This is a genomic window from Peijinzhouia sedimentorum (assembly GCF_049340005.1).
GTDB lineage: Bacteria > Bacteroidota > Bacteroidia > Cytophagales > Cyclobacteriaceae > CAXBDP01.
On sequence record NZ_JBMPIY010000005.1, the window covers coordinates 125478 to 146953 of the forward strand.

Genomic DNA, 21476 nt, shown 5'->3' on the forward strand with positions numbered 1-21476 from the left:
CTTTAAATAGCTTTCGATTGCTGTAAATAAAATTAAACCCTAAAAATTATGATGAAGAAATACCTTATGTTGACCTTACTGCTATTGGTAATTTCAGGCTCTGCATGGGCTCAAACTGCCAGTATTAAAGGTAAGATTGTCGATGCAGAAACCGAAGAGCCATTGATTGGCGTGAACCTTAAATTGGAAGGCACCTCTCGAGGAGCGGTCACTGATTCCAATGGTGATTTTGTGATTGCCAATGTACCCACGGCAGTTTATAAATTGGTAGCAACCTATGTTGGATATGCTACTTTTTCCAGCGTAGTAGCAGTGTCTACTTCCGATGTTGATCTTGGCCAAATAAGCATGGGTCAAACCTACTTATTGGGGGAAGAGATTGTTGTGTCAGCAACAAGACGTCCTGAGAAACTTACCGAAGCTCCAGCAGCCATAAGCGTAATTACAAGTAGAGATTTAGAAGAGTTGCCATCTTTTAATGTGGGTGAATTGTTGAATAAAGTGCAAGGCGTTGAAGTTGTTCGTTCAGGTGTGATTGGCATTGGTATCAATGCACGTGGATTCAATAGCGCATTTAATGTGCGCATGTTCCAAATGAATGATGGCAGAAATGGGATGCTCCCAGGTGGTACAGGATTGCCAGCCGGTTTCTATAATACCATTATCAAAGAAGATATCGAAAGAGTAGAAGTGATTTTAGGTCCGGCATCCGCACTTTATGGACCTAATGCACATGCAGGAGTTGTTAATACGATCACAAAGGATCCTCGAGCAAGTGAAGGTACCACAGTAGTATTGGGAGCAGGTAACCAAAATGTTCTTTCCACCCGCCTTCGTCATGCTCAAGTATTGAACGATAAATTGGCTTTCAAAACAAACTTCGAATATACCAAAGGTACTGACTTCGAATTTGTTGATTCTGTTTATGTAAACAATGTAGGCGTACCTGAATTAGATCCAAATTTTGATTTTGAAAGCTTACGATTTGGCAGTGCACTTTATTATAGTGTAAATGATGATGCAGATATCATTGTAGATTATGGTTTTGGTCGTGGATCAAACATAGGTGTGACTAACCTTGGTCGAAACCAAATCGAGGATTGGACATTCAGTTATCTACATGGTAGATATGTTTCGCCAAGAATATTTGCGCAAGTGTATAATACTTGGAATGATGCTGGAAATACAATTCAAATCAATGGTAGAACAACCAATTATTACACTTTGCTAGCTCAAGGTAAAACACAAGCAGAAGCCCGTGAATTATCTACTAAACCAGTTTCAGAAGGTGGAGTTGGTTTCCCTGGCTTTATCGATAATAGCTCTCGCTTAAATGGTGAAGTGCAATACAATAACAATTACGAAGGCTTCAATTTTATAGTAGGCGCAAGCTTTCAGCGTGATCAAGCATTTAGCGATGGCACTTATCTTTATGATGTAAATGGAGATATAATCATCAATCAGTTTGGTGGAGTTGTTCAGGTAGAGAAAGATCTTACAAACAACTTGAAATTCACAGGTGCGGCTCGTGTAGATAAGCACGACTACTACGGTACACAATTTAGTCCTCGTCTAGCTTTGACAATGAATGGAGCGGGAGGTACTTTCCGTACTACTTATGGTCGAGCTTATGCTGCTCCATCTATTCAGTTCTTGGAGTTTTTGTTCCCATTTGCAGGTGGTGCAATCATCGGTTCTGGTCAAGGACTTACTGTGCAGGAGTTTAGTCAAAGCTTAATTACTGGCGAGACTACATTGGGAGCAACACGTGAAATCGATCCCTTGAAGCCAGAAAGTGTACAAACGGTAGAGTTCGGTTACAAAGGAAGTCCTGCTAAGAATGTATTCTTTGACGGTACATTATGGTATTCAGCTTCAAGAGATTTTGTAAGCCCTGCAGTAAGCTTATTCGCTGTAAATAATCAAACATTTGCTATTGAAGGCGAAAAGATTATTGCAAGAGGAGATACTCCTATACCTGCAGAATACGGAAATTTACATATTACTTACTTAAACTTCGGACAAGTGAATAGCTGGGGAGCTGATTTTGGTGTAAACATCGGTTTGAATGATAACTACAGTATCGGTGTGAAATACTCATACTTTGATTCTGATATTACTGATGATGATAAATTTGAAGATGATGAGAATCTTCAAAGAGTATCTCCAGCAGTAAGAGAATCGCTTAGATATTTAAATGCAGCACAAAACCGCTTCAATTTCAACTTCAGTGCTAGAAATTTGATGGACGATAAGCTTTTTGCATCATTAAATGTGCGAGTAGTTCCTGAGTTTGATTTCCGTTCTGGGCAGCAAATAGCTACTGCAGCTGGTGCAAATTCAAGAGTTCCGGGCTCGCTTTACAACTACGGTCCGCTTGGTGGATTCACTTCAGTAGATTTATCTGCCGGATACCAAATTAGCGATTATGTAAGTTTTGGGGCAGGAGTTTCCAACTTGTTCGATGTTGATCAAAGAGAATTTGTTGGTTCGCCAATGATCGGCAGATTATTCAGCGCCGAATTGAAGCTGCAATTGCCTCCAATCAAAAGAAAAAATTAATTGTAAATAGGGTTTCTGTAAATTGAATGGAAGAAAAGTACCGATATACTTGTCGGTACTTCCTTTCAGTTTTGCAATGAGTTTTATTGACTTAATAGAATTCCTTGCTTGATTTTTAAATAATCGAAAGCGATGCAATCAAAATATATTCAAACAAATGGTGTAAGGCTTCATTATTTGGAGGCGGGGCGGGGTAAGCCTATAATTGTGATGCATGGTCTAACGGCAAATGCAAATGCTTTTGACGGACTTATTACGCATGGTTTTGCAGATTTAGGTCATATCTATTCAGTTGACTTGCGAGGAAGAGGCAAGAGTGAACAACCTCCCGCTGATTATTCGATGAAAGCCCATTCCAAAGATATTATCGGGATGATGGATTTATTGGGTTTGGAAAAGGTGATTCTTGTTGGGCATTCATTTGGAGCCTTAATGAGTTGGTATTTATACAGTCTAATTCCTCACAGAATAGAGAAAATTGTTTTTATTGATGCAGCTGCTAGACTACACCCTGATACTCGAGAACTACTCCAGCCTACCATGAGTCGCTTAGGTAAAATTTATACTTCTTACAAAGAGTATATGAATTGGGTTCGTGAAGCACCATTTTTAGCAGATGCATGGGATGAGGATATGCAATCGTACTTCGATGCCGATATTGAGTTTTTAGCTGATGGACAAGTAACATCAAGATCAAAACCAGTGCATATTATCGAAGCCGTAAATGGTGTATTTGAAGAAAATTGGGAGCCATTGATTAGAAACACGAGTATCCCAAGTTTGCTTATAAATGCAACTGGAGCCTATGGAGATGAAAATTCGCCACCTTTGCTGCCAAAGGAATTAGCCAAAGAAACTGTAGAAATGATGCCAAATTGTCAATATTTGGAAGTTGAGGGCAACCATCAAACAATGATGTATGGCAAGGGAGCAAAACAGATAGTGCATGCCATCAAAGATTTCTTATCTAAATAAGTTTTCCTACATTTCTGTAAATGATTACTTAAGATGGAAAAGCCGGTTCAAATAATTGGAGCTTACAACACCAAATTTGGTAAGCTTGAAGATCAAACCCTCTATTCGCTTTATGCAGAAGCTGCTATTGGAGCGATTGAGGATGCAGGAATTGAAGCCAAGGACATTAATGGCATATTTGTAGGAAATTATAGTGGTGGAGCATTTAATAATCAAGAACATATTGCGCCATTCGGAGTGAATATATTGCCTGAGCTTAGGCATAAACCGATGTATAGGACCGAAAATGCTTGTGCATCTGGAAGTTCAGCAGTGCATATGGCCATTATGGCTATTCAATCAGGAATGATGGATACGGCATTGGTAATTGGTGTAGAAAAGATGAACACCCTCAATACCAAAGATACTACCAGAGCTTTGTCTATGGCATCCTACTGGCCGATTGAGGGGAATGAGCAATACACTTTTCCAGGGCTATTTGCCGAATATGCCAAAGGCTGGATGGCAAAATTTGGATACTCTGAAACCCAATTAAGGAATTGGCTAGCACAAATATCAGCTAAAGCATATACCTATGCTGTGGACAACCCTTTAGCTCATATTCAAAAAGCTCGTACTGCCGAGGATATTTTGGCTTTGCCAGACGAAAAAAATCCAATGATTGCCTATCCACTACGCTTACACGATTGCTCTTTGATATCAGATGGCGCCGCTGGAATAGTAATTTCAAGGGAATCTAGATTAAATTTGAAATCTAGTGTAGAAATAGCTGGATTTTACAATGCTTCTGATTATCTTGACCTCGTAAATGGCAAAAGACCAAATTTTCTACTTGAAGGAGCAGCTTTTGCAGTAGAAAAATCTTTAAAAATGGCGGGTGTCAAAATTAAAGATATACAGGTAGCTGAAGTGCATGATTGCTTCACAATAACTGAGCTCCTTATATATAGCGCTATGGGTTTAGCAAAAAGCGGGAGGGAGTTTGAAGTTTTAGAAAGTGGAGATGTTTTTTTGGGTGGCAAATGTGTAATCAACCCTTCGGGAGGTTTAAAAGCAAAAGGTCATCCAGTTGGAGCTACTGGAGTTTCAATGCATGCCCTCATTTATAAGCAATTGCTAGGTGAAGCCATTGGCAAGCAAGTAAAAAATGCTGAAATTGGAATGACGCTAAATGTCGGAGGTTCCGGAGCGTCTAATATGATATCCGTAATGCGGAGGATTGCCTAATAGAATCCATTTTTTGCCCAACATGATTGGATTTCTTTAAAGGGTAGTTTAGGGACAGGAGAGGAAGTTGCGAAATTTCCTCTCTCTGTGTCCTTAAATTTAAACCAAGTCGATTTCTATACCCGTCTTCGTTCTTACTTCAAACAAATCAGTTCTTCTGTCAAGCAAGTTTCTTACACTTCCTTGTAAGTGCAATTCCTTCAAAAGATCTAAATCTACATCTACAATCAAGGTCATCTCTGTATTTGGCGTAGTTTCCGCCTTTACTGCATTGGTAGGAAAGGCAAAATCTGATGGAGTAAATACCGCTGATTGAGCATACTGAATATCCATGTTTTCTACATTGGGTAAGTTACCCACGCAACCTGCGATAGCTACATAGCATTCATTTTCAATTGCTCTTGCTTGAGCGCAACGTCTTACACGCATATAGCCATTTTGAGTATCAGTAAGGAATGGTACAAAGAGAATTTGCATTCCCAGCTCTGCATAAAGTCTAGCTAATTCTGGAAATTCCACATCATAGCAAATCATAATTCCGATTCTGCCACAATCCGTGTCGAATAAGCGAAGTTTATTGCCGCCAACCATACCCCAGGAGGTAATTTCACTTGGTGTAATATGAATTTTATCATATCGTTCAACGCTTCCGTCTCTACGACATAAGTAACCCACATTTAGTAATTTGTTTTCCTCTAGCAGAGGCATGCTACCTGTGATGATATTTACATTGTAGCTCACCGCAAGTTCGGCAAATCGCTGTCGAAGTGGTTCGGTGTATTTTGCTAATTCACGAATTGCTTGTGCTTCGGACAAGTTATTGTAAGGAGCCATCAATGGAGCATTGATGTATTCAGGAAAAAGGATAAAATCTGACTTGTAGCCACTTATTGCATCCACAAAAAACTCTACTTGGGTTACAAGCGCATCCAAGTCCGGGAATGAACGCATTTGCCATTGTACCAAACCTAGTCTTACAACCGATGGATTTCTATTAAGAATCGGCTCATTTTTTTCGTAATAGATATTGCTCCACTCCAAAAGTACAGCATATTCTAGCGAAGATTTATCGCCTGCTAGATAGTTTTTGATAATCTTTTTTGGATGAAAATCATTGGCCAATTGAAAGCTCAACGTAGGGTCGAAGAGTTCTTGTTTTTTTACCTTTTCGATGTATTCTCTAGGAGTCATTTCATAAGAATACTTGCTATAATTAGGAATTCGGCCTCCCATCATTAATGAGCGGAGGTTCAGGTTTTCGCAAAGCTCTTTTCGAGTATCGTACAGTCTTCTGCCCAAACGCATTCCTCTATATTCCGGATGAACGAACATCTCTATTCCATATAGTACATCTCCTTTTGGATCGTGCGTATCGAAAGTGTAATTGCCCGTAATTTCCTTGTAGGAATGGTTTTTCTCAGCAAGTTTAGCATTTACAATTATCGAAAATGCACAAGCCACCGCTTTTCCATTCACAATCACACAAAGTTGCCCTTCTGGAAACACGTCCATCAATTTTTCTAATTGGCTTTCCCGCCAGTATTGTTCCTGCATACTTGGGTAAGCCTCTTTCATTGTCTCCTTCAAATCGAGATAATCGTCTAATTGAAGGTTTCTTAACTCTATATTTAATTGATCTGTCATAATCTCAAATTTAAAATACGGGAATCTCAAGCATTCATTTTTAGCTTTTGAGCAAACTCCTCCCGCTTTTACAAAATTACTTCATTTATGATGTATAAGATTTATTATCTATCATAAACTTTGCAATTGAAATAGGAATAGGTTCAATTATTATATTTTCGCAATTCCTAAGGTTTTAAAATAAGAATCTAGAGCCAAAAAACCAATTTTGCTTGGCTTAAGCATAATCGGTAGGAGAATTAATGATGCATTTGTAAATTAGAACTTCAAATGCCACAAATTGCTTTTATGGATATTTTATATGCAAAGAATGTCGTCGAAATTTTACTAAATAAGGAGCATTCTTATTTGCGGATCAATTGGGAAGGAAAAGTTGCTAAGCAAGATTATATCGACGCTTTGGAATTTTGCATTCAGTATTTGCAAGAGCGTGATATTAATAAAATTTTGGTCGATCAGCGGCAAATCCTCCCACTTACACCCGATGAGCAAGCGTGGCTTGTAAGATCATGGTTTCCAAGGTTTTTGGATCCAATTGGTGGCAGAGCCTATTTGGCAATAATTTCTTCTCAAATGACTTTTCGGGATTTGTCGAGTAAAAGCATTGCGAAAAGACTTTTGGATAAATACCATGATTTGACTATTCAGTATTTTAGTGCGGAAACTCCTGCGATTAAATTTATCGAGAATCCTGAGTTGCAGGATTAGATAAAAAAGCCAGAAAAAGCAAGCATCAAAGCCAAGGTAGATAGTGGAATCACTAAAGTAGCCACGCCAATATCCAGATAGGATTCCTTATGGCTCAAACCACAAATGGCTAATAAAGTAATGACCGCTCCATTGTGCGGGAGGGAATCCAGGCCGCCACAAGCCATTGATGCTACTCTATGCAATAGCTCAGGGTCGATGCCTTTTTCTAGAGCTAATTGATAATACTGATCGCCCAATGCTTCCATGGCAATAGACAATCCACCCGAAGCAGAACCAGTAATCCCAGCCAAAATATTTACTGCTACTGCTTCGCTGATCAGCGGATTTTCTGGTGAAAGCGACAATACCCAATTTTTGATAATGGCAAAGCCCGCCAAGGAAGCTATGGTAGCTCCATAGCCAACTTCCGATGCTGTATTGAAAATGGGCAAAAGTGATCCATTTGCACCTTTTACTAGTGATTGGTTAATCTTTTCTAACCTCCCGCCTAGACTAATTAGCAAAGCTATTATCCCAGCCACCATTGCTAATATCATCGCCCAAAGTCCGCTTATACTTTCGGCTGAAATACTGCCAAAAGCAGTTTCATTCAGAAAACTCAAATTCCAAGAAGGAATCACATAATTCGCCAAAAGGTAATTGGCAATGATAATTACTGCTACAGGTAAAACTGCTAATGGAAATGCAGGTAGTTTGGAGGAACTTTTTGGCTTGTCAATTTCTGCATGCTCTCCATATCCCTCGCCCTTTTTTCTTGCAGCTTTTTCTCGTCTGGCAAACCAATATAAACCCACTGATAAAATGATAGCTGAGGCAATAAGACCAAAAATTGGAGCAGCGAAAGCATTGGTTTGGAAATAGGGCATAGGAATCAAATTTTGGATTTGAACCGTTCCTGGTAAAGCAGTCATCGAGAATGTGAAAGCGCCTAAAGCAATGGCTCCCGGAATAAGTCTTTTAGGAACATTTGCCTCACGAAAAAGAGCTGCTGCCAATGGATATATTGCAAATGCTACTACGAATAAGGATACTCCTCCATAAGTGAGGACTGCACAAGAAAGAACAATCGCTGCAATTGCATTGGAATTTCCTAGTCGCAACACAATCGCTTTGGCAATGCTACCGGCTGCGCCTGTTTCCTCCATCAATTTACCGAAAACCGAGCCTAACAGAAATACAGGAAAATATTTGATAACGAAGCTACCTAAACCCATCATAAAAATTTGGGTGTAAAAGGCAAGTAATTTGCCTTCGCCATTAATTGCTACAGCCAACAAAGCAAGTATTGGCGCGATGATAATTACACTGTAGCCTCTGTAGGCTAAGTACATCAAAAGTAGCAGCGATATTAAAATCCCGATTATCTCCATTGAAGCTTGGATTTCTTATTGAGCTGTCCAGCCGCCTTCAACTGGAATACTGGCTCCTGTTATCATTTTAGCTGCATCAGATGCAATAAACATAGCCAAAGCTGCCAGATCATTTATTTCCACAAATTCCTTTATGGGTTGTTTGGTCAACATCACATTTTGGATCACCTCTTCTTCAGTCATGCCATGTGCCTTTGCTTGGTCGGCGATTTGCCCTTCCACTAGTGGAGTTTTGACGTAGCCGGGGCAAATAGCATTTACCGTAATTCCGCAATTTGCGCCTTCAAGTGCCAGCGTTTTGGTAAGGCCCGTTACGCCATGTTTGGCCGCCACATAAGCGCTTTTAAACGCGGAGGCTCTTAAACCATGCGCAGAGGTAATATTTATAATTCGCCCCCAGTTTCGAGTTTTCATTCCTGCCCATACAGCCTTGCTAGTATGAAAACAAGAAGTCATATTCACTCCAATGATCGCGTCCCATCTCTCGGTTGGGAACTCCTCAATAGGTGATACAAACTGAATCCCAGCATTATTTATTAGCACATCTACTTTTCCAAAAGCCGTTTCTGCTTCGGCCACCATATCATAGATTTGTGCGGGCTCGAGCATATTAGCAGGTGAGTAGATTGTTTGCACTTCAAATTCATCCGAGATGGATTTTGCGATTTCAACTCCATTTTTCTCAAGCCCATTCAGCAGTATGTTATTTCCAGCTTTCGCGAAATATCTGGCGATGCCTAGGCCGATGCCACTTGTGCTTCCTGTTATTATTACGTTCTTCATGATTGTCGATTAAAAGCTTTAAAATACCATCAAAATTGCGGTTTTGGTAGCTTTTTTGCATAATTGGATAGAAGGTTGATTGGTGAATCTTTCGAAGAAACACTTTTTAAACAATTCCAATATTTCTTTCTTTACTAGGTATAACTATTTTATGAAAATGATTCGATCAGCTCTTTTTGCACTAACAATTATTTTTTTGACTTCTTTCACAAATAATCCTGATGAGGAACTGATTGGCGTTTGGTGGAATACTGAAAGGGATGCGAAAATTGAAATCTATAGATGTGGTGAAGAGCTTTGTGGAAAAGTTGTTTGGCTGAGAAACCCAAAGGACGATGATGGAAATCCCGTGAAGGATGAGAATAATGTGAACTCTGAAATGAAAAGGCGGGAGGTAATGGGTATGAATGTGCTTGAGGGATTTAGCTTCAATGGAAAAGATCGCTGGGTAGATGGGGAGGCTTATGACCCTAAAAGTGGTAAAACTTACACTAGTTATATCAGTCTTAAGGATAAAAATACTCTAGAGCTTAGAGGCTATATAGGAACTCCTCTTTTAGGTAAAACTGTGGTTTGGAAAAGAGATAGATAGAATGCTGAAATCTATTTTCAGTATTCTACAGTTAATGTAATTGGCAAATGATCTGAGCCTATTTTTTGGCCTTTAGTTCTGATTAGCACATTGAATTCGCTGCTAAACAGTGCGTGGTCAATTGGGAAAGCAGCAGGAATAAATAGAGCTGGCCAAGTTGCTTGAATCCCAAAGCCTTTTCGTGAATCTCGCAAATTTGTTTCAGCTAGAAGATTTTTGAAATGTGGTGAATAGGGACTGCAATTAAGATCGCCTATAAGCATGATTGAACCTTCTATTTCATTGATATATTGAGTCATATTTTTAAAATGCTCTGTTCTTAATTCCAATCCATTTGGGTGTTTTGGCGGATAAGGATGCGTAGCAATTAGATTAATCTTCTTTCCATTCTGAGTAAGTTCAGCTGTAAAACTAGGATGGCCGGTTTCAGACCAAATATGCGTTTGGATATTGTGTAAAGGGATTTTGCTATAGATCCCAAGGCCGAAATTATCGGTGCGTACATCCTCCCGCCATTCTAGGAAGTTGTTTTTAAGCGAACTCATTGCCTGTGCCCAAGAAGGTGTCAATTCTACAATAATTAGAATATCAGCATCTTCAGATCTGATAAAATTCTGAACTCTTTCATAATTCGAATTGGCCGACCAAACATTTATCAATTGAACCTTGAGTTGGCTAATTTCGCCTTCTACTTCAATCTGCTTAGTTGGCAACATTACCAAGAATACTTGTAGGGCAGGAGGGATAATGAAAAAGAATGCAGATAGGGTAAAAATCTTTACTTTTTTGAAAAGAAATATAAGTGCAAACAGTGCAAATGCTATCGCAAATTGGAGTTGGAAATTGACCAAAACTTCTCCCAACCAGAGCCAATTGGCAGTGTAACTCAGAAGGTATAATATGGCTAAAATCGCAAAACTAACCTTCAGGAATTTGAGCATCAATATGTATTTTTAAGAAAATTACTTTTCTGTGGATTTCAAAAATTCAGCTAAATACTGTCCCCACACAGCGGGAACTGAATGTGTACTATGGCCAATTGTTTCATCTGTAATTGGCAAAAGGATAAATTTGCCATTAGGCACTCTATCAATCACTTGCTCGGTGAGTTCCAATTCTGGCGGATTTACCTGATCATCAGCTGAATTGATAGAGAGTAGTGGAGCCTTTATTTTCTCCAAATGAAGGCTAGGATTATAATCTCTCGAAGCATCAAATGCATAAATCAAATCGTTTGGATCAATTGCACTGAAATAGCTATCAACTCTTTGCTTCAAATAGGCTTCGGCACTTTCTCTAGTAGGGTAATTTTTTTGCCATTGTAATGGTGAACTTGTCATCATTATTAAAGTGTGCATTGCTTGTTTATGTCCAAGCGGCTTTGTTTGATAATTACCATTTGCCCAAGTTGGATCGTCCATTATGGCATCCATCATCATTTTGCGCATCATCCTATTACGACCGGCAATTTCTACAGGTGTGCTTGCTAGTGGCATAAGCGCATCCATAAAATCTGGATATAGATAGCCCCACACCCAAGAATTCATTCCACCCATCGAAGTGCCCATTACCAATCGCAAATGATTCACTCCAAGTCCTTCCGTAAGCATTCTATGCATCAGATTTACCATGTCGTCATAATTGTAGCGAGGGAAATTCATGCGTAGTCCATCACTAGGTTTGCTACTGCGTCCATGACCAATTGCATCTGAGAGAATGATGAAATATTCATTAGCATCTAAAATTTGGCCTTTGCCAAAGAGATTACCTGCGAAGCGATCCGACAAAAAGCTGGAGCCAGATCCTGTTGTGCCGTGCATTATGAGTACTGCGTTGGTAGCTTTGCCATTTGCATCCTTTTTGAGTGTGCCAATGGTTGTGTAGCCAAGCTTCACCAAATCCATTTTCTCACCAGTATGGAAAGTGAAATCTTTAACCTCAATTATTCCCTGCTTTGGACTTGGGTAATTGTTTTGAGCTTGAGCAATACTATAAAGCCCAAGTAGTAAAGCAAAAGTGAAAATGTACTTCAGCATGATTTTATTCCTTTTGGGTAAAGCTCTTGAATGAGTCTGAATTGGTTTCGATCTCTTTGAGCCTTGTAATTACGCCAAGTACGGTTGCTTTTGCAATAGCAAATTGACTATCGGTACCGTTAGCGTAGCGATAGTCAATTTGAAATATGCTTTATAGATTAGGCTCTTTTCTTTTGCAAGAACCAATAAGCTAGAGGAATGAAGAATATCGCTGTAAAAGTACCGATAGTTAAACCGCCAATTACTGAATAGACCAACGGTCGCTGCAAATCAGCACCCAAACCAGAAGAGAACACTACTGGTAGTAAAGCAAGAATTGTAGTTATTGATGTCATCAAGATTGGCTTTAATCGGATCGTTCCAGCACGCAACATAGCTTCTTCGAGAAGTTGATTATAAAATTCGCTTGTTGCAAGTTTTCTGCTGAGTCCTTGAGCTTGAAGTTTTTCTTGCATATAGCGATTCATGGTGTCCACTTTCAAAATGGCATCATTTACCATAATACCAAGCATTACAATCATACCTATGGAGCTCATAATATTCATACTCTCGCCCATTGTAAGCAATACTAAAAATGCTCCACCCAAACCAAGCGGGAGGGTAAGTACAATAATAATAGGTTGTGAAAATGACTCAAATTGAGCAGATAAGATAAAATAGAGTAGTACAACTGATACAATGAGAATAAAGATTAGCTGACGAAGGTTTTCCTTATCATCGAATATTCTGCCTTGGAAATCTACTAGCAAATTATTGGTGCCTGCGAGTTTTACTAATTCATTTGAAAGATCTTCTTCATTTTCAAGCTCATCCCAAATAATGGAGTGGTATACACCATTATCTGAGGCAGTTAAATACTTATAATCTTGAGTGAATTCGTAGTCAATGAATTGATCAAGCGTGTAAATTCCATCTTGATTATTGCGAACAGTTACTCTTTTTAGCGTATTACTTAAGTCATCATTTACATCTCGAATCACCACAGGTGTAACTTCCCCAAATCGCTTTATCTCAGTAACTAAGTAATTACTAAAGCTATTTTTGATTTTTTCCTTTACATCATTCTCGCTCAAATTGTAAAGCCTAATTCTATCGCTATTGATATTAAGTTGCAATACTGATTCTCTGATTAAACCATCTCCAAATATGGGTACAGAATCGTTTGTAAACTTTGCAGCTTCATAAGCAAGGGGTTCAATTTTCTCCCACTCAATCAGTTCACCACGACCTAGATTTCTAAATCTAGCTTCGAAATATGGTTTTTCAGAAGCAAATAATTGATCAAATGCATTTGGTGCATCTTCAATTTGGATGGTCGCAAGTGGGAATCTCAAACTGAAATATTCACGAAAATATTTCTCTGCTTGCTGCTTTTCATCCATATTCGGAAACATGAAATAGATAAGCGCATTCTCCACGCTATTATTTCCTTGGAAAAGAAGAAATTGATTTATCCCTATATCGCTTTCAGAGATTGATACTTCGTAAGGAATAGCATCTAAGAAATTCATCACTCTTCTGCGGTTTTCATCTACCTCTATTGGCTCATTCCAATTAATAGTAACCTGGGTTTCCGTCTTCTCTATTTCTGGTAAACCAGCTGTAGGTAAAAATAGGCCTAGAAGAATGGCAAATGGAATCAATAGAAAAAGAATGATAAATACAGGAGCCTTGTAGCGTAGAGTAAATCCAAAAGCCTTTTTGTACAGCCTGTGAATAAATAGGAAACCCTTGCTGTCATCCGCATATTTCTTTTTGCTATTCTCGAAGAACAATCGGTAAAGTAATGGCAATACGATAAAGGCAACCAAGAGTGATACACCAAGTACAATTGCTACCGACACTGCCTGATCGAAAAACAATGCTCCCGTAATGCCGCTAAGGAAAATCAATGGTACAAATACAGCAAGGGTAGTTAATACGGAGCTGATAAGTGCAGACATTACCTCATTAACACCTTTCACACACGCATCGATAAGTGGAAGGCCTTCTTTACGATGCCTCGTAATATTATCGAGTACAATGATGGAATTATCAATAAGCATACCCAAGCCCAAAGCCAAACCACTCAATGAAATGATATTGATGCTTAGACCAGTTACTCTAAAAAGTAAAAAGCTAATAACAACAGAAAGTGGGAGAGAAATACCAATAATTATTGGCAGGCGAACACTGCCAATAAATAGAAACAACACGGCGAATGCGAATGCACCACCAAATAATAAACTCGTTTGTAAGTTGCCAATACCTGCATTCAGTAGGATAGATTGGTCTTGAGTAACTTCAAAATCAATATTTGGGTAATCGTCTTTGAAATACTCAATTGCCTCATAAATACGCGGCATCAATTCATTCATTTTGGCACTGGCTTGTTTATGCGCTGTAATGACCAAGCCAGCATCTTTACCTATTAGGTGGTAGCCAAGTATTTTTTCTGAGCCAATGGAGATTTTAGCAACATCTCTCAATTTCAATATAGTACCATCTCTTGCTCTTACTGGAAGGCTTTCAATTTCTTCAGGGTTGTCAAGACGGTTGGCTACTTTGAGGAAATAGCGGTATTGACCATCAGCTACGGATAGAGTAGAGAGTTCAAGGTTAGCTGTTTGGATGGTTTGAGCTATATTAGCTTCTGTTAGACCGAGGGCTAGTAATTTCTCTCGATAGGGTTCTACTTGGATTAAGCTTCTTTGTAGGCCGTTTACATCCACCAAACTCACGCCTTCAAGCTGTTCAATTCTCTTTTTGAGTACCTTCTCAGTAAGTTCTGATACATCGGTAAGGTCTGCTTCGCTGCGAGGTTTTACTTGAATGCGAATTACAGGAATATCAGAAGTGTTGATTCGAACTATTTGTGGACGAGTAATATCTCTGGGTAAGGTTTCGGATAACCTATCCATTTTCTCATTTACATCGATGTAAGCTAGATCCATCTGAGTGCCATAGGCAAATCGCAGATGAATGGTGCCGGTTTCGCTGCCAGCTTTGCTTTCTAAGTATTCTAGTCCCGAAACCGTCCTCAATCGCTCTCTAATAGGCTTTAGGATATTATTTTCCATGATTGATGGTGAGGCATTTGGGTAATTTGCCTTTACCACAATTTCAGGAACATCAATTTCAGGCAATAAGGAAACAGGTAATTGTAGAGCGGAAAGTACACTGAAAATGATCACCAAAATGGTTGTCATAATCACCGCAATAGGACGTTGGATTAGAAATTTTACCATGAAGTAAAAAGCTTAGTTTTCAGTTTGGACTGTAGCAGGAGTAACAATTGCCACTTCCGCATCATGAGCAAGTTGTAAGTTGTTGGTTAGGATTACCTGAGCTCCAGCTGAAATACCTTCTAGGATTTCTATCTCTACGCCATTGTCAAGACCAGATTCTACATAATTCCATTTAGCTTTTCCATTTTCAATAGTGAATACAACCTCCCGCCCTCCTCGAACGGTCACTGCTTTTTTAGGGACAATCACATTTGCCGTTTGCGGTACATGAATCACAGCATTGGCATTCATTCCTGGTATCAAACTGGAACTATTAGCAATGGCGATTCTCACCGTTACTAACCCATTTTCATTTACAAAAGGATTTATCTCCTTTACAGTACCTACAAAGCTTCCCGAATTTCTTGATACAGGATATACATCTACCTTTTGCCCAATTTCCACAAGCGAAACATCAGATTCTAAGATATTAGCATCCAAAACCAATGAATTAGGATCATAAATTCTGCAAAACTCATTACCACCGCTTGCCATTCCACCTTCACGAGTCATCAGATTGGCTACAACTCCAGAAATAGGTGCTTTTATAAATGTTTTTTCTAAGTTCAATTCGGCTTCTTCGATGTTCAGCCTAGCACTTACAATATTATTTTTCAACTCCAGATTTCTTTTAATAACCTCGGTGAATTGGCCACTTCCATAATTCAATGAGTCGTTTTGGAAATTCACATAACTTTGATCATAACTCATTTTAGCCTTTCTAAGCGCCATTTTCTCATCCTCATTCTCAAGCTCTGCCAAAGTTTGGTTTTCCCTTACTACTTGGGCATTGACCACATTCAGTTTTTTGATTACAGCACTTTTTTCAAAAGGAAGAATGATTTCTCTATTTGCTTCTATCTTACCTGACGTATTTACGAGGTATTCAAAATCTTTGATTTGGGCAAAACCAACTTCTACTTCAGTGGCTCGCAATTCCTTACGAAGTTCTTGTGGATCTACTTCTGAGCTGTCTTCTGTTTCTTCTTCACAAGCGAAGAAAAGAGGGAGGATAAGTAAGCAAAGGATTTTTTTCATGAGTTTATGGTTGTGTTCTTCATTTGCATTCTTGATGCTTATTTCACTTTAATAGTTTTAAATAAAAGCATATTCAGATAAACTTTCTCAAAAAAACATTTTTTTTATTAAAACTAAAAAATAAATTAGCAAAAAGATTTTAAAGTTTATCTTTTAATAAAACTATTTCTTAAAATGGATCATCCGTAAATCAGTTTGTCCTTTCGAAAAGCAATCAATGAACGACTTTTTTAGCCCTTTCCGCACGGTTATTCTCTTTTTGGCTTTGAGCTTTGCTGGTTTAGCGCTCATACCCAAACTTTCCGTAGATTTTCTGCCTACTCCGCCGGACCCGAAAATTCAGGTGACTTATTCTATGGCGCGGTCATCGCCTGAAATTGTAGAGCGATTGGTGACTTCACCTTTGGAGAATACACTCTCTCAAGTAAGTGGGCTCAAAAAGATTTCATCAACGAGCAGGGATAATAGCGGTACTATCACGCTTGAGTTTGAGAAGGACGCAGATATTGGTTTTAAGAAATTTGAGGTAAATACCCTTATTCGAAATGTGTATAGCAAGTTGCCAGAGAATGTGTCATATCCATTTGCACAGCAGTTTGGAGGAGATGATAATAGTAGGCAGACCAAGGGTCCATTTTTAATTTACACGATTAATGCTCCTTTTGCTCCGTTTAAAATAAAACAGGAAGTGGAAGACGTAATTCGTAAGCAGCTTATTCAAATGCCTGAACTAGAGGAAGTGGTGATTTCAGGAGCTAGGGATTTGCAGATTACTGTTGATTTAGATTTAGCCAAGCTCATTCAATATAGAATCGATGTAAATGATGTTTCGGCAAGTATTCGTAACAGCACAGGTAGTGAGTTTCCAGGTTTGGCAACGACATCAGCTTCTCAGCAGTTTTTTATTCGAATAGACAAAGAGCTTGTTGATATTGTAGAATTAGAGAACATAATTCTAGGATACTTTGAGGGCAAGGAAATAGCGATAAAGGATGTGGGTAGGATTTTCATGGAAGAGCAGGAGCCCAATAGATATTTTAGAATTGATGGTAAAAATGCTATTAACCTTAGCATTACCCCTCGCGATGGAGTGAATAAAGTAGTTGTAGCGAATGCAGTGAAAGAGGTTGTGAACAATTCTATCAATTTGCTTCCGGAAGGTTATTCATTATTTCTGCAAACAGATGAGTCGGAGTTTCTTCAAAAGGAGCTTAATAAGATTTATAAGAGAACGGGTCTTTCTGTATTGATTCTAACAATTTTCATTTTCTTAGCTAGTCGCAACCCTCGTTATCTCTTAACCATTTTTGCTGGGTTATTTGTAAACCTCAGTCTTGCTGCAATTTTGGTTTATTTTCTGGAGGTTAATATTAATTTATATTCATTAGCAGGTATTACCATTTCCTTCGGATTGATAATGGATAATGCCATAGTAATGGTGGATCACCTCCATAAAAAAAAGAATGCAAAGATATTTCTGGCTTTGTTGGCGGCATCCTTGACGACAATTATGGCCTTGCTGTCAGTATTTTTATTGCCAGAGCAGCTTCAGCGTAACTTAATTGACTTTTCAAAAGTGGTGGCAATTACCTTGGCTGTTTCTTTATTTGTTGCTTTGTTCTTCACGCCGGCTTTATATTTTTTACTATTCAAAGAACGCCTCAAAAGGAACAATCTGCATACTTATCCAAAGCTGCGCAAAAAGGTGAGACTGTTTAGAGGATATTCAAAAATGATTTATTGGCTTGCTAATAGAAGAAAACTGGTAGTTTTTTTGATCGTTTGGCTTTTCGGTTTTCCAATATTTATGCTACCAACCAAATGGGATGGCCAAGAATGGTATAATAAATCTCTCGGAAATGAAAAATATCTTGAGCATGTACGACCATGGGTGGATAAAATTACTGGTGGCTCATTTCGAATGTTCAAAAGAGGGGTTTATGAAAGATCCAGCTATCGTGAGCCAGAGAAAACGCGCCTTTATTTGCGAGCAGGGATGCCATATGGTACTACCCTAGATCAAATGAATTATGTAATTAGCTTTTTTGAGGACTTCTTAGTTGGTTATGAAGGAATTGAAAAATTTGTAACCTCTGTAAATTCAGGGCAAAGTGCTTCTATTGATATTACTTTCTTAGAGGATTATGAGTTTTCGTCAATCCCGTATCAGCTAAAAGGCGAGCTCATTGCGCGCTCACTAGATTGGTCCGGTGTCAATTGGAATGTATATGGAGTAGGCCAAGGGTTTAATACAGGGAGTAGTAATCAGATTCCCAGCTACAGTGTCGAAATGTGGGGCTATAATTTTGATGAACTCGCTGTGCAGGCACAAATTATGGCTGACAAACTTTTAGAACATAGGCGAATTCAAGAAGTGGATATTAATGCCTTATCTGGTTGGCAAGACCGCTCGATGGATGAATACATTCTTTCTTTCTCGCCTTCAAAGCTTGCTTTGAACGGAGTAAATCAAGGTCAATTGCTGAGCATGTTGCGCAATATGAGTAAAACAACTTCTGCGTCTGGATCCATCGAGTTTGATGATAAGCTATATCCTATTTTTGTGAAAACCACAGGCTCTGATAATTTCTCAAGATATCAAATGATGGAAAATGCATTGCCATTGGATACATCGAGGTTAGTAAGAATAAAGGATTTGGCGGAGTTAGAATTTGTGAAAACGCCGAATACGATTTACAAAGAAAATAGGCAATACAAACGGATGGTTCGTTTCGACTATTTCGGTTCTAGTAAGTTTGGTGCCGAGTATCGAGACCAAGTTTTGGAGGAAATGAAAGCAATAATGCCAATTGGCTATACCGCAAAAGTTGGTGGTTATGGTTATTGGTTTGGTAACCAAAGTTCAAATATTCAGTACGGATTAATTGTGCTATTGATGTTTGGCATTTTCTTCATTTGTGGAATTCTATTCGAAAATCTAAAGCAGCCATTCCTAATTATCATTTCTATTCCAGTTTCCTTTATAGGCCTGTTTTTAATTTTCTCTCTGTTCGATTTCAATTTCGATCAAGGTGGATATGCTGCCTTTCTGATGTTAGGTGGCTTAGTGGTAAATGCCGCAATATTTGTCGTGAATGACTTCAATAATTTGCCAATAGCAAATCACAATCGAAGAGTAATAAAGGCAGTTACGGGCAAATGGATTCCGATTATTCTCACAGTATTATCCACCTGCCTAGGTTTGGTGCCATTTATTATTGAGGGTCAAAATGAAGTGTTCTGGTTCTCATTGGCTATCGGAACTATTGGCGGGCTTATATTTTCTATGGTAGCGATTTTTATTCTTTTGCCGATATTCTTGGTGAAAAAGGCTGAATTGGTTTCCACTAAAAGGAAAAGCATTCAACCAGTAGCTTAATGCTTAAATGCATTTGTTACCTCATTTTCATTTCAGCTCTAATGGCTTGTCATTCTGAAAAGGAAATCAAAGTTGTAACAGGTGATTTAAAGGATTTTAAGGTAGATGATATCATATTGGCATTGGATGAGTTTTCAACAGGCAATTCCCAGCTATTCCAGTATAGTCAAATTGGGGATAGTGAATATCTGTTGATGGTAGAGACAGGAGGGATTGGTTCTACCAAAGGTCCAAATATTGATCTTTACGATTTGAGTGATGGAGAAAAGCTGAAAAGACTGCATGTGCCTAGAGAAGGCCCAAATGGAGCGCCAATGCCACCTAAAGTATGGATGCTTAATTTGGACTCATTACTTCTTATTACCAAAAGGAAGAGGTACGTAATGAACTGGGAGGGTGAAATTATTAATGAAATTTAACTGGAAAATTTCATTGAATCGACAGAAGATAAATATCCACAAATCTCTAACTATGCCCATCCAATATTTCTTAATGATGAAATAATTATCGGACTAATGCCAGGGTTATGGGAGTCTGAATTATGGCTGCCTGATAAAAGGTTTATAAAATTATCTACTAAGGAAAATAGGGTTTCAGGATTGATAAATTATAGCTACTCGGAAATCTACAAAGAGTATGATAGAGATATAAATTACATTAAAATGTTTTCTCAGTAAGTGGGAGAGGATGTTTTTGTCTCATTTGCTCTTGGCGATTCCATTTACAGGCTGGATGGACAATAACTTAAGCCAGCTTTTTCTCTTCGATCTTTAAATGATCCTAAGTTTCATTATGTGCCAATTGACGAATTAAAGGGAGGTTTAATTACCATTACTGCGGGCTATTCTGCGGCATATGTTGCTATGCTTTACGATCCATATAGGAAATTATTTTACAGAATTATGAGTCAGGAGAATCTTAGTGCCGGCAATGATATGAGCAAAAGGAAGTATAGTGTTCTGGTGGCTGATTTAGAAGGAAATTTCTTAGCTGAATTAGAATTTTCAAGAAATGAATATCTATTCCACAGCGGATTTATTCATCCCAAAGGCCTTGTTCGGGCAGCAATTAAAGAAAAGGATGATGAACTGGGATTTGATGTTTTTGATATTTAAAAAGCTTTAGATCAATGAGTTTGGTGCCTCCTTCTATAATCGAAATTACTTTTTCTTAGCCGGTAACTTCATCGTCACTCCCAAATTGAAATTAAAAGGATCTGCATTCAAATCATTATTGGTAAAAGGACCGCTAAATAGTAATTGTCCTTCAAGCTTTACATAATCCCAACCTAAACGGAGTGTAAGACCTGGCTCCCAAAACAAATTTCCTTGGTTGTTGCGGATGTATTGAAGCTCTTGTTGTACAGTTTCTGGTAGGCCAATTATATTGGGAGCTTCTCCAAAATTAATATATGAAAAGCGGGAGGTGAAAGCTAGATCCACAACCTTTGTAGTCAATGCAATTTGAGGTTGAGCAAACAAGCGCAAATAGTCGGTGTTTACTTTAATTTGTCTTTCACCATCTTCAGTATAATATTGGTTATTGAGACTTCCATAGCCTAAGCCGCCGTATGTTTCGAATACAAAATGTTTGCCCAAAGGCCTAAAGAGACCATAACCTGCTTCACCAAAATATCCACCACCACCATTTTCTAAATTTATAGCATGCACATTTAGCATTACTGCTCTATCTTCTGTTATAGCATGAGCTCCTTGTAATTCAAAACCAGTTTGGTATAATCCGCCTGAAATTCTTACGCTAGCATGGGTTTGTCCTTGCTCCGTAAACAAAGGCACATTTTGAGCGTTTGGCACATAGTAGGTAGGCCCACAAGATGAAGCAAGAACTGAAACAATTCCGATTAAAGCGATGCTTGAAAATACTCTCATGTAG

At 38.6% G+C, this 21476-nt stretch carries 16 protein-coding genes; 8 read left to right on the forward strand and 8 right to left on the reverse strand.

Annotated elements, in window-relative coordinates; genetic code table 11:
• Positions 1 to 48: 48 nt before the first annotated feature.
• The 3 genes from ACOXY8_RS09345 to ACOXY8_RS09355 all read left to right on the forward strand — a co-directional run bounded on the left by ACOXY8_RS09345 (position 49) and on the right by ACOXY8_RS09355 (position 4764).
• Positions 49 to 2562 (forward strand): TonB-dependent receptor, encoded by a 2514-nt coding sequence (locus ACOXY8_RS09345; RefSeq protein ID WP_458331312.1) that lies wholly within the window; start codon positions 49 to 51, stop codon positions 2560 to 2562.
• 132 nt (positions 2563 to 2694) lie between these two features.
• Entirely contained in the window at positions 2695 to 3537 is an 843-nt protein-coding gene (locus ACOXY8_RS09350) for an alpha/beta fold hydrolase (RefSeq protein WP_458331313.1), read from the forward strand.
• A 33-nt stretch (positions 3538 to 3570) separates the two neighbouring features.
• A complete protein-coding gene (locus tag ACOXY8_RS09355; protein WP_458331314.1) occupies positions 3571 to 4764 on the forward strand; it encodes a thiolase C-terminal domain-containing protein in 1194 nt (397 codons plus the stop codon).
• 99 nt (positions 4765 to 4863) lie between these two features.
• Here ACOXY8_RS09355 and ACOXY8_RS09360 read toward each other — a convergent pair whose 3' ends face one another.
• Positions 4864 to 6408, reverse strand: coding sequence for a GNAT family N-acetyltransferase (locus ACOXY8_RS09360; protein WP_458331315.1), 1545 nt, complete (start codon positions 6406 to 6408; stop codon positions 4864 to 4866).
• 270 nt (positions 6409 to 6678) lie between these two features.
• On the opposite strand from ACOXY8_RS09360, the gene ACOXY8_RS09365 reads away from it, so the two are divergent.
• Positions 6679 to 7116: a hypothetical protein gene (locus ACOXY8_RS09365; protein WP_458331316.1), complete on the forward strand. Its 438-nt coding sequence runs from the start codon at positions 6679 to 6681 to the stop codon at positions 7114 to 7116.
• Here the strand turns inward: ACOXY8_RS09365 and ACOXY8_RS09370 are convergent.
• Together ACOXY8_RS09370 and ACOXY8_RS09375 are read right to left on the reverse strand one after the other, a co-directional pair.
• Positions 7113 to 8489, reverse strand: a complete 1377-nt coding sequence (locus tag ACOXY8_RS09370; protein WP_458331317.1) for a GntP family permease — start codon at positions 8487 to 8489, stop codon at positions 7113 to 7115. The genes ACOXY8_RS09365 and ACOXY8_RS09370 overlap by 4 nt on opposite strands.
• Positions 8490 to 8504: 15 nt before the next feature.
• On the reverse strand, positions 8505 to 9272 hold the full coding sequence (locus ACOXY8_RS09375; RefSeq protein WP_458331318.1) for a 3-hydroxybutyrate dehydrogenase: 768 nt from the start codon (positions 9270 to 9272) through the stop codon (positions 8505 to 8507).
• A gap of 157 nt (positions 9273 to 9429) precedes the next feature.
• Here ACOXY8_RS09375 and ACOXY8_RS09380 point away from each other — a divergent pair, with 157 nt between their 5' ends.
• Positions 9430 to 9864 (forward strand): DUF2147 domain-containing protein, encoded by a 435-nt coding sequence (locus ACOXY8_RS09380; protein ID WP_458331319.1) that lies wholly within the window; start codon positions 9430 to 9432, stop codon positions 9862 to 9864.
• Positions 9865 to 9881: 17 nt separating this feature from the next.
• On the opposite strand, the gene ACOXY8_RS09385 is transcribed toward ACOXY8_RS09380, so the two are convergent.
• The 4 genes from ACOXY8_RS09385 to ACOXY8_RS09400 all read right to left on the reverse strand — a co-directional run bounded on the left by ACOXY8_RS09385 (position 9882) and on the right by ACOXY8_RS09400 (position 16204).
• A complete protein-coding gene (locus ACOXY8_RS09385; protein WP_458331320.1) occupies positions 9882 to 10805 on the reverse strand; it encodes an endonuclease/exonuclease/phosphatase family protein in 924 nt (307 codons plus the stop codon).
• Positions 10806 to 10826: 21 nt separating this feature from the next.
• Positions 10827 to 11900 carry an alpha/beta fold hydrolase gene (locus ACOXY8_RS09390; protein WP_458331321.1) on the reverse strand — a complete coding sequence of 358 codons (1074 nt, stop codon included), beginning with the start codon at positions 11898 to 11900 and terminating at the stop codon, positions 10827 to 10829.
• A 158-nt stretch (positions 11901 to 12058) separates the two neighbouring features.
• Positions 12059 to 15127, reverse strand: a complete 3069-nt coding sequence (locus tag ACOXY8_RS09395) for an efflux RND transporter permease subunit (RefSeq protein ID WP_458331322.1) — start codon at positions 15125 to 15127, stop codon at positions 12059 to 12061.
• A gap of 12 nt (positions 15128 to 15139) precedes the next feature.
• On the reverse strand, positions 15140 to 16204 hold the full coding sequence (locus ACOXY8_RS09400) for an efflux RND transporter periplasmic adaptor subunit (RefSeq protein WP_458331323.1): 1065 nt from the start codon (positions 16202 to 16204) through the stop codon (positions 15140 to 15142).
• Positions 16205 to 16421: 217 nt separating this feature from the next.
• On the opposite strand from ACOXY8_RS09400, the gene ACOXY8_RS09405 reads away from it, so the two are divergent.
• From ACOXY8_RS09405 to ACOXY8_RS09415, 3 genes are all read left to right on the forward strand, one after another.
• On the forward strand, positions 16422 to 19583 hold the full coding sequence (locus ACOXY8_RS09405; protein WP_458331324.1) for an efflux RND transporter permease subunit: 3162 nt from the start codon (positions 16422 to 16424) through the stop codon (positions 19581 to 19583).
• Complete coding sequence (locus tag ACOXY8_RS09410; RefSeq protein ID WP_458331325.1) at positions 19583 to 20002, forward strand: hypothetical protein; 420 nt, start codon at positions 19583 to 19585, stop codon at positions 20000 to 20002. The genes ACOXY8_RS09405 and ACOXY8_RS09410 overlap by 1 nt, the downstream gene beginning before the upstream one ends.
• A gap of 375 nt (positions 20003 to 20377) precedes the next feature.
• Positions 20378 to 20698 carry a DUF4221 family protein gene (locus ACOXY8_RS09415; RefSeq protein ID WP_458331326.1) on the forward strand — a complete coding sequence of 107 codons (321 nt, stop codon included), beginning with the start codon at positions 20378 to 20380 and terminating at the stop codon, positions 20696 to 20698.
• Between the two features lie 45 nt (positions 20699 to 20743).
• Here ACOXY8_RS09415 and ACOXY8_RS09420 read toward each other — a convergent pair whose 3' ends face one another.
• Positions 20744 to 21472, reverse strand: a complete 729-nt coding sequence (locus ACOXY8_RS09420) for a hypothetical protein (RefSeq protein WP_458331327.1) — start codon at positions 21470 to 21472, stop codon at positions 20744 to 20746.
• Positions 21473 to 21476: the final 4 nt, after the last annotated feature.

Excerpts from the sequence above, each read along its gene's own strand:
- ACOXY8_RS09345 (WP_458331312.1), top strand. The coding sequence starts at position 49 with ATGATGAAGAAATACCTTATGTTGACCTTACTGCTATTGGTAATTTCA.
- ACOXY8_RS09350 (WP_458331313.1), top strand. The coding sequence starts at position 2,695 with ATGCAATCAAAATATATTCAAACAAATGGTGTAAGGCTTCATTATTTG.
- ACOXY8_RS09355 (WP_458331314.1), top strand. The coding sequence starts at position 3,571 with ATGGAAAAGCCGGTTCAAATAATTGGAGCTTACAACACCAAATTTGGT.
- ACOXY8_RS09360 (WP_458331315.1), bottom strand. The coding sequence starts at position 6,408 with ATGACAGATCAATTAAATATAGAGTTAAGAAACCTTCAATTAGACGAT.
- ACOXY8_RS09365 (WP_458331316.1), top strand. The coding sequence starts at position 6,679 with ATGCCACAAATTGCTTTTATGGATATTTTATATGCAAAGAATGTCGTC.
- ACOXY8_RS09370 (WP_458331317.1), bottom strand. The coding sequence starts at position 8,489 with ATGGAGATAATCGGGATTTTAATATCGCTGCTACTTTTGATGTACTTA.
- ACOXY8_RS09375 (WP_458331318.1), bottom strand. The coding sequence starts at position 9,272 with ATGAAGAACGTAATAATAACAGGAAGCACAAGTGGCATCGGCCTAGGC.
- ACOXY8_RS09380 (WP_458331319.1), top strand. The coding sequence starts at position 9,430 with ATGATTCGATCAGCTCTTTTTGCACTAACAATTATTTTTTTGACTTCT.
- ACOXY8_RS09385 (WP_458331320.1), bottom strand. The coding sequence starts at position 10,805 with ATGCTCAAATTCCTGAAGGTTAGTTTTGCGATTTTAGCCATATTATAC.
- ACOXY8_RS09390 (WP_458331321.1), bottom strand. The coding sequence starts at position 11,900 with ATGCTGAAGTACATTTTCACTTTTGCTTTACTACTTGGGCTTTATAGT.
- ACOXY8_RS09395 (WP_458331322.1), bottom strand. The coding sequence starts at position 15,127 with ATGGTAAAATTTCTAATCCAACGTCCTATTGCGGTGATTATGACAACC.
- ACOXY8_RS09400 (WP_458331323.1), bottom strand. The coding sequence starts at position 16,204 with ATGAAAAAAATCCTTTGCTTACTTATCCTCCCTCTTTTCTTCGCTTGT.
- ACOXY8_RS09405 (WP_458331324.1), top strand. The coding sequence starts at position 16,422 with ATGAACGACTTTTTTAGCCCTTTCCGCACGGTTATTCTCTTTTTGGCT.
- ACOXY8_RS09410 (WP_458331325.1), top strand. The coding sequence starts at position 19,583 with ATGCTTAAATGCATTTGTTACCTCATTTTCATTTCAGCTCTAATGGCT.
- ACOXY8_RS09420 (WP_458331327.1), bottom strand. The coding sequence starts at position 21,472 with ATGAGAGTATTTTCAAGCATCGCTTTAATCGGAATTGTTTCAGTTCTT.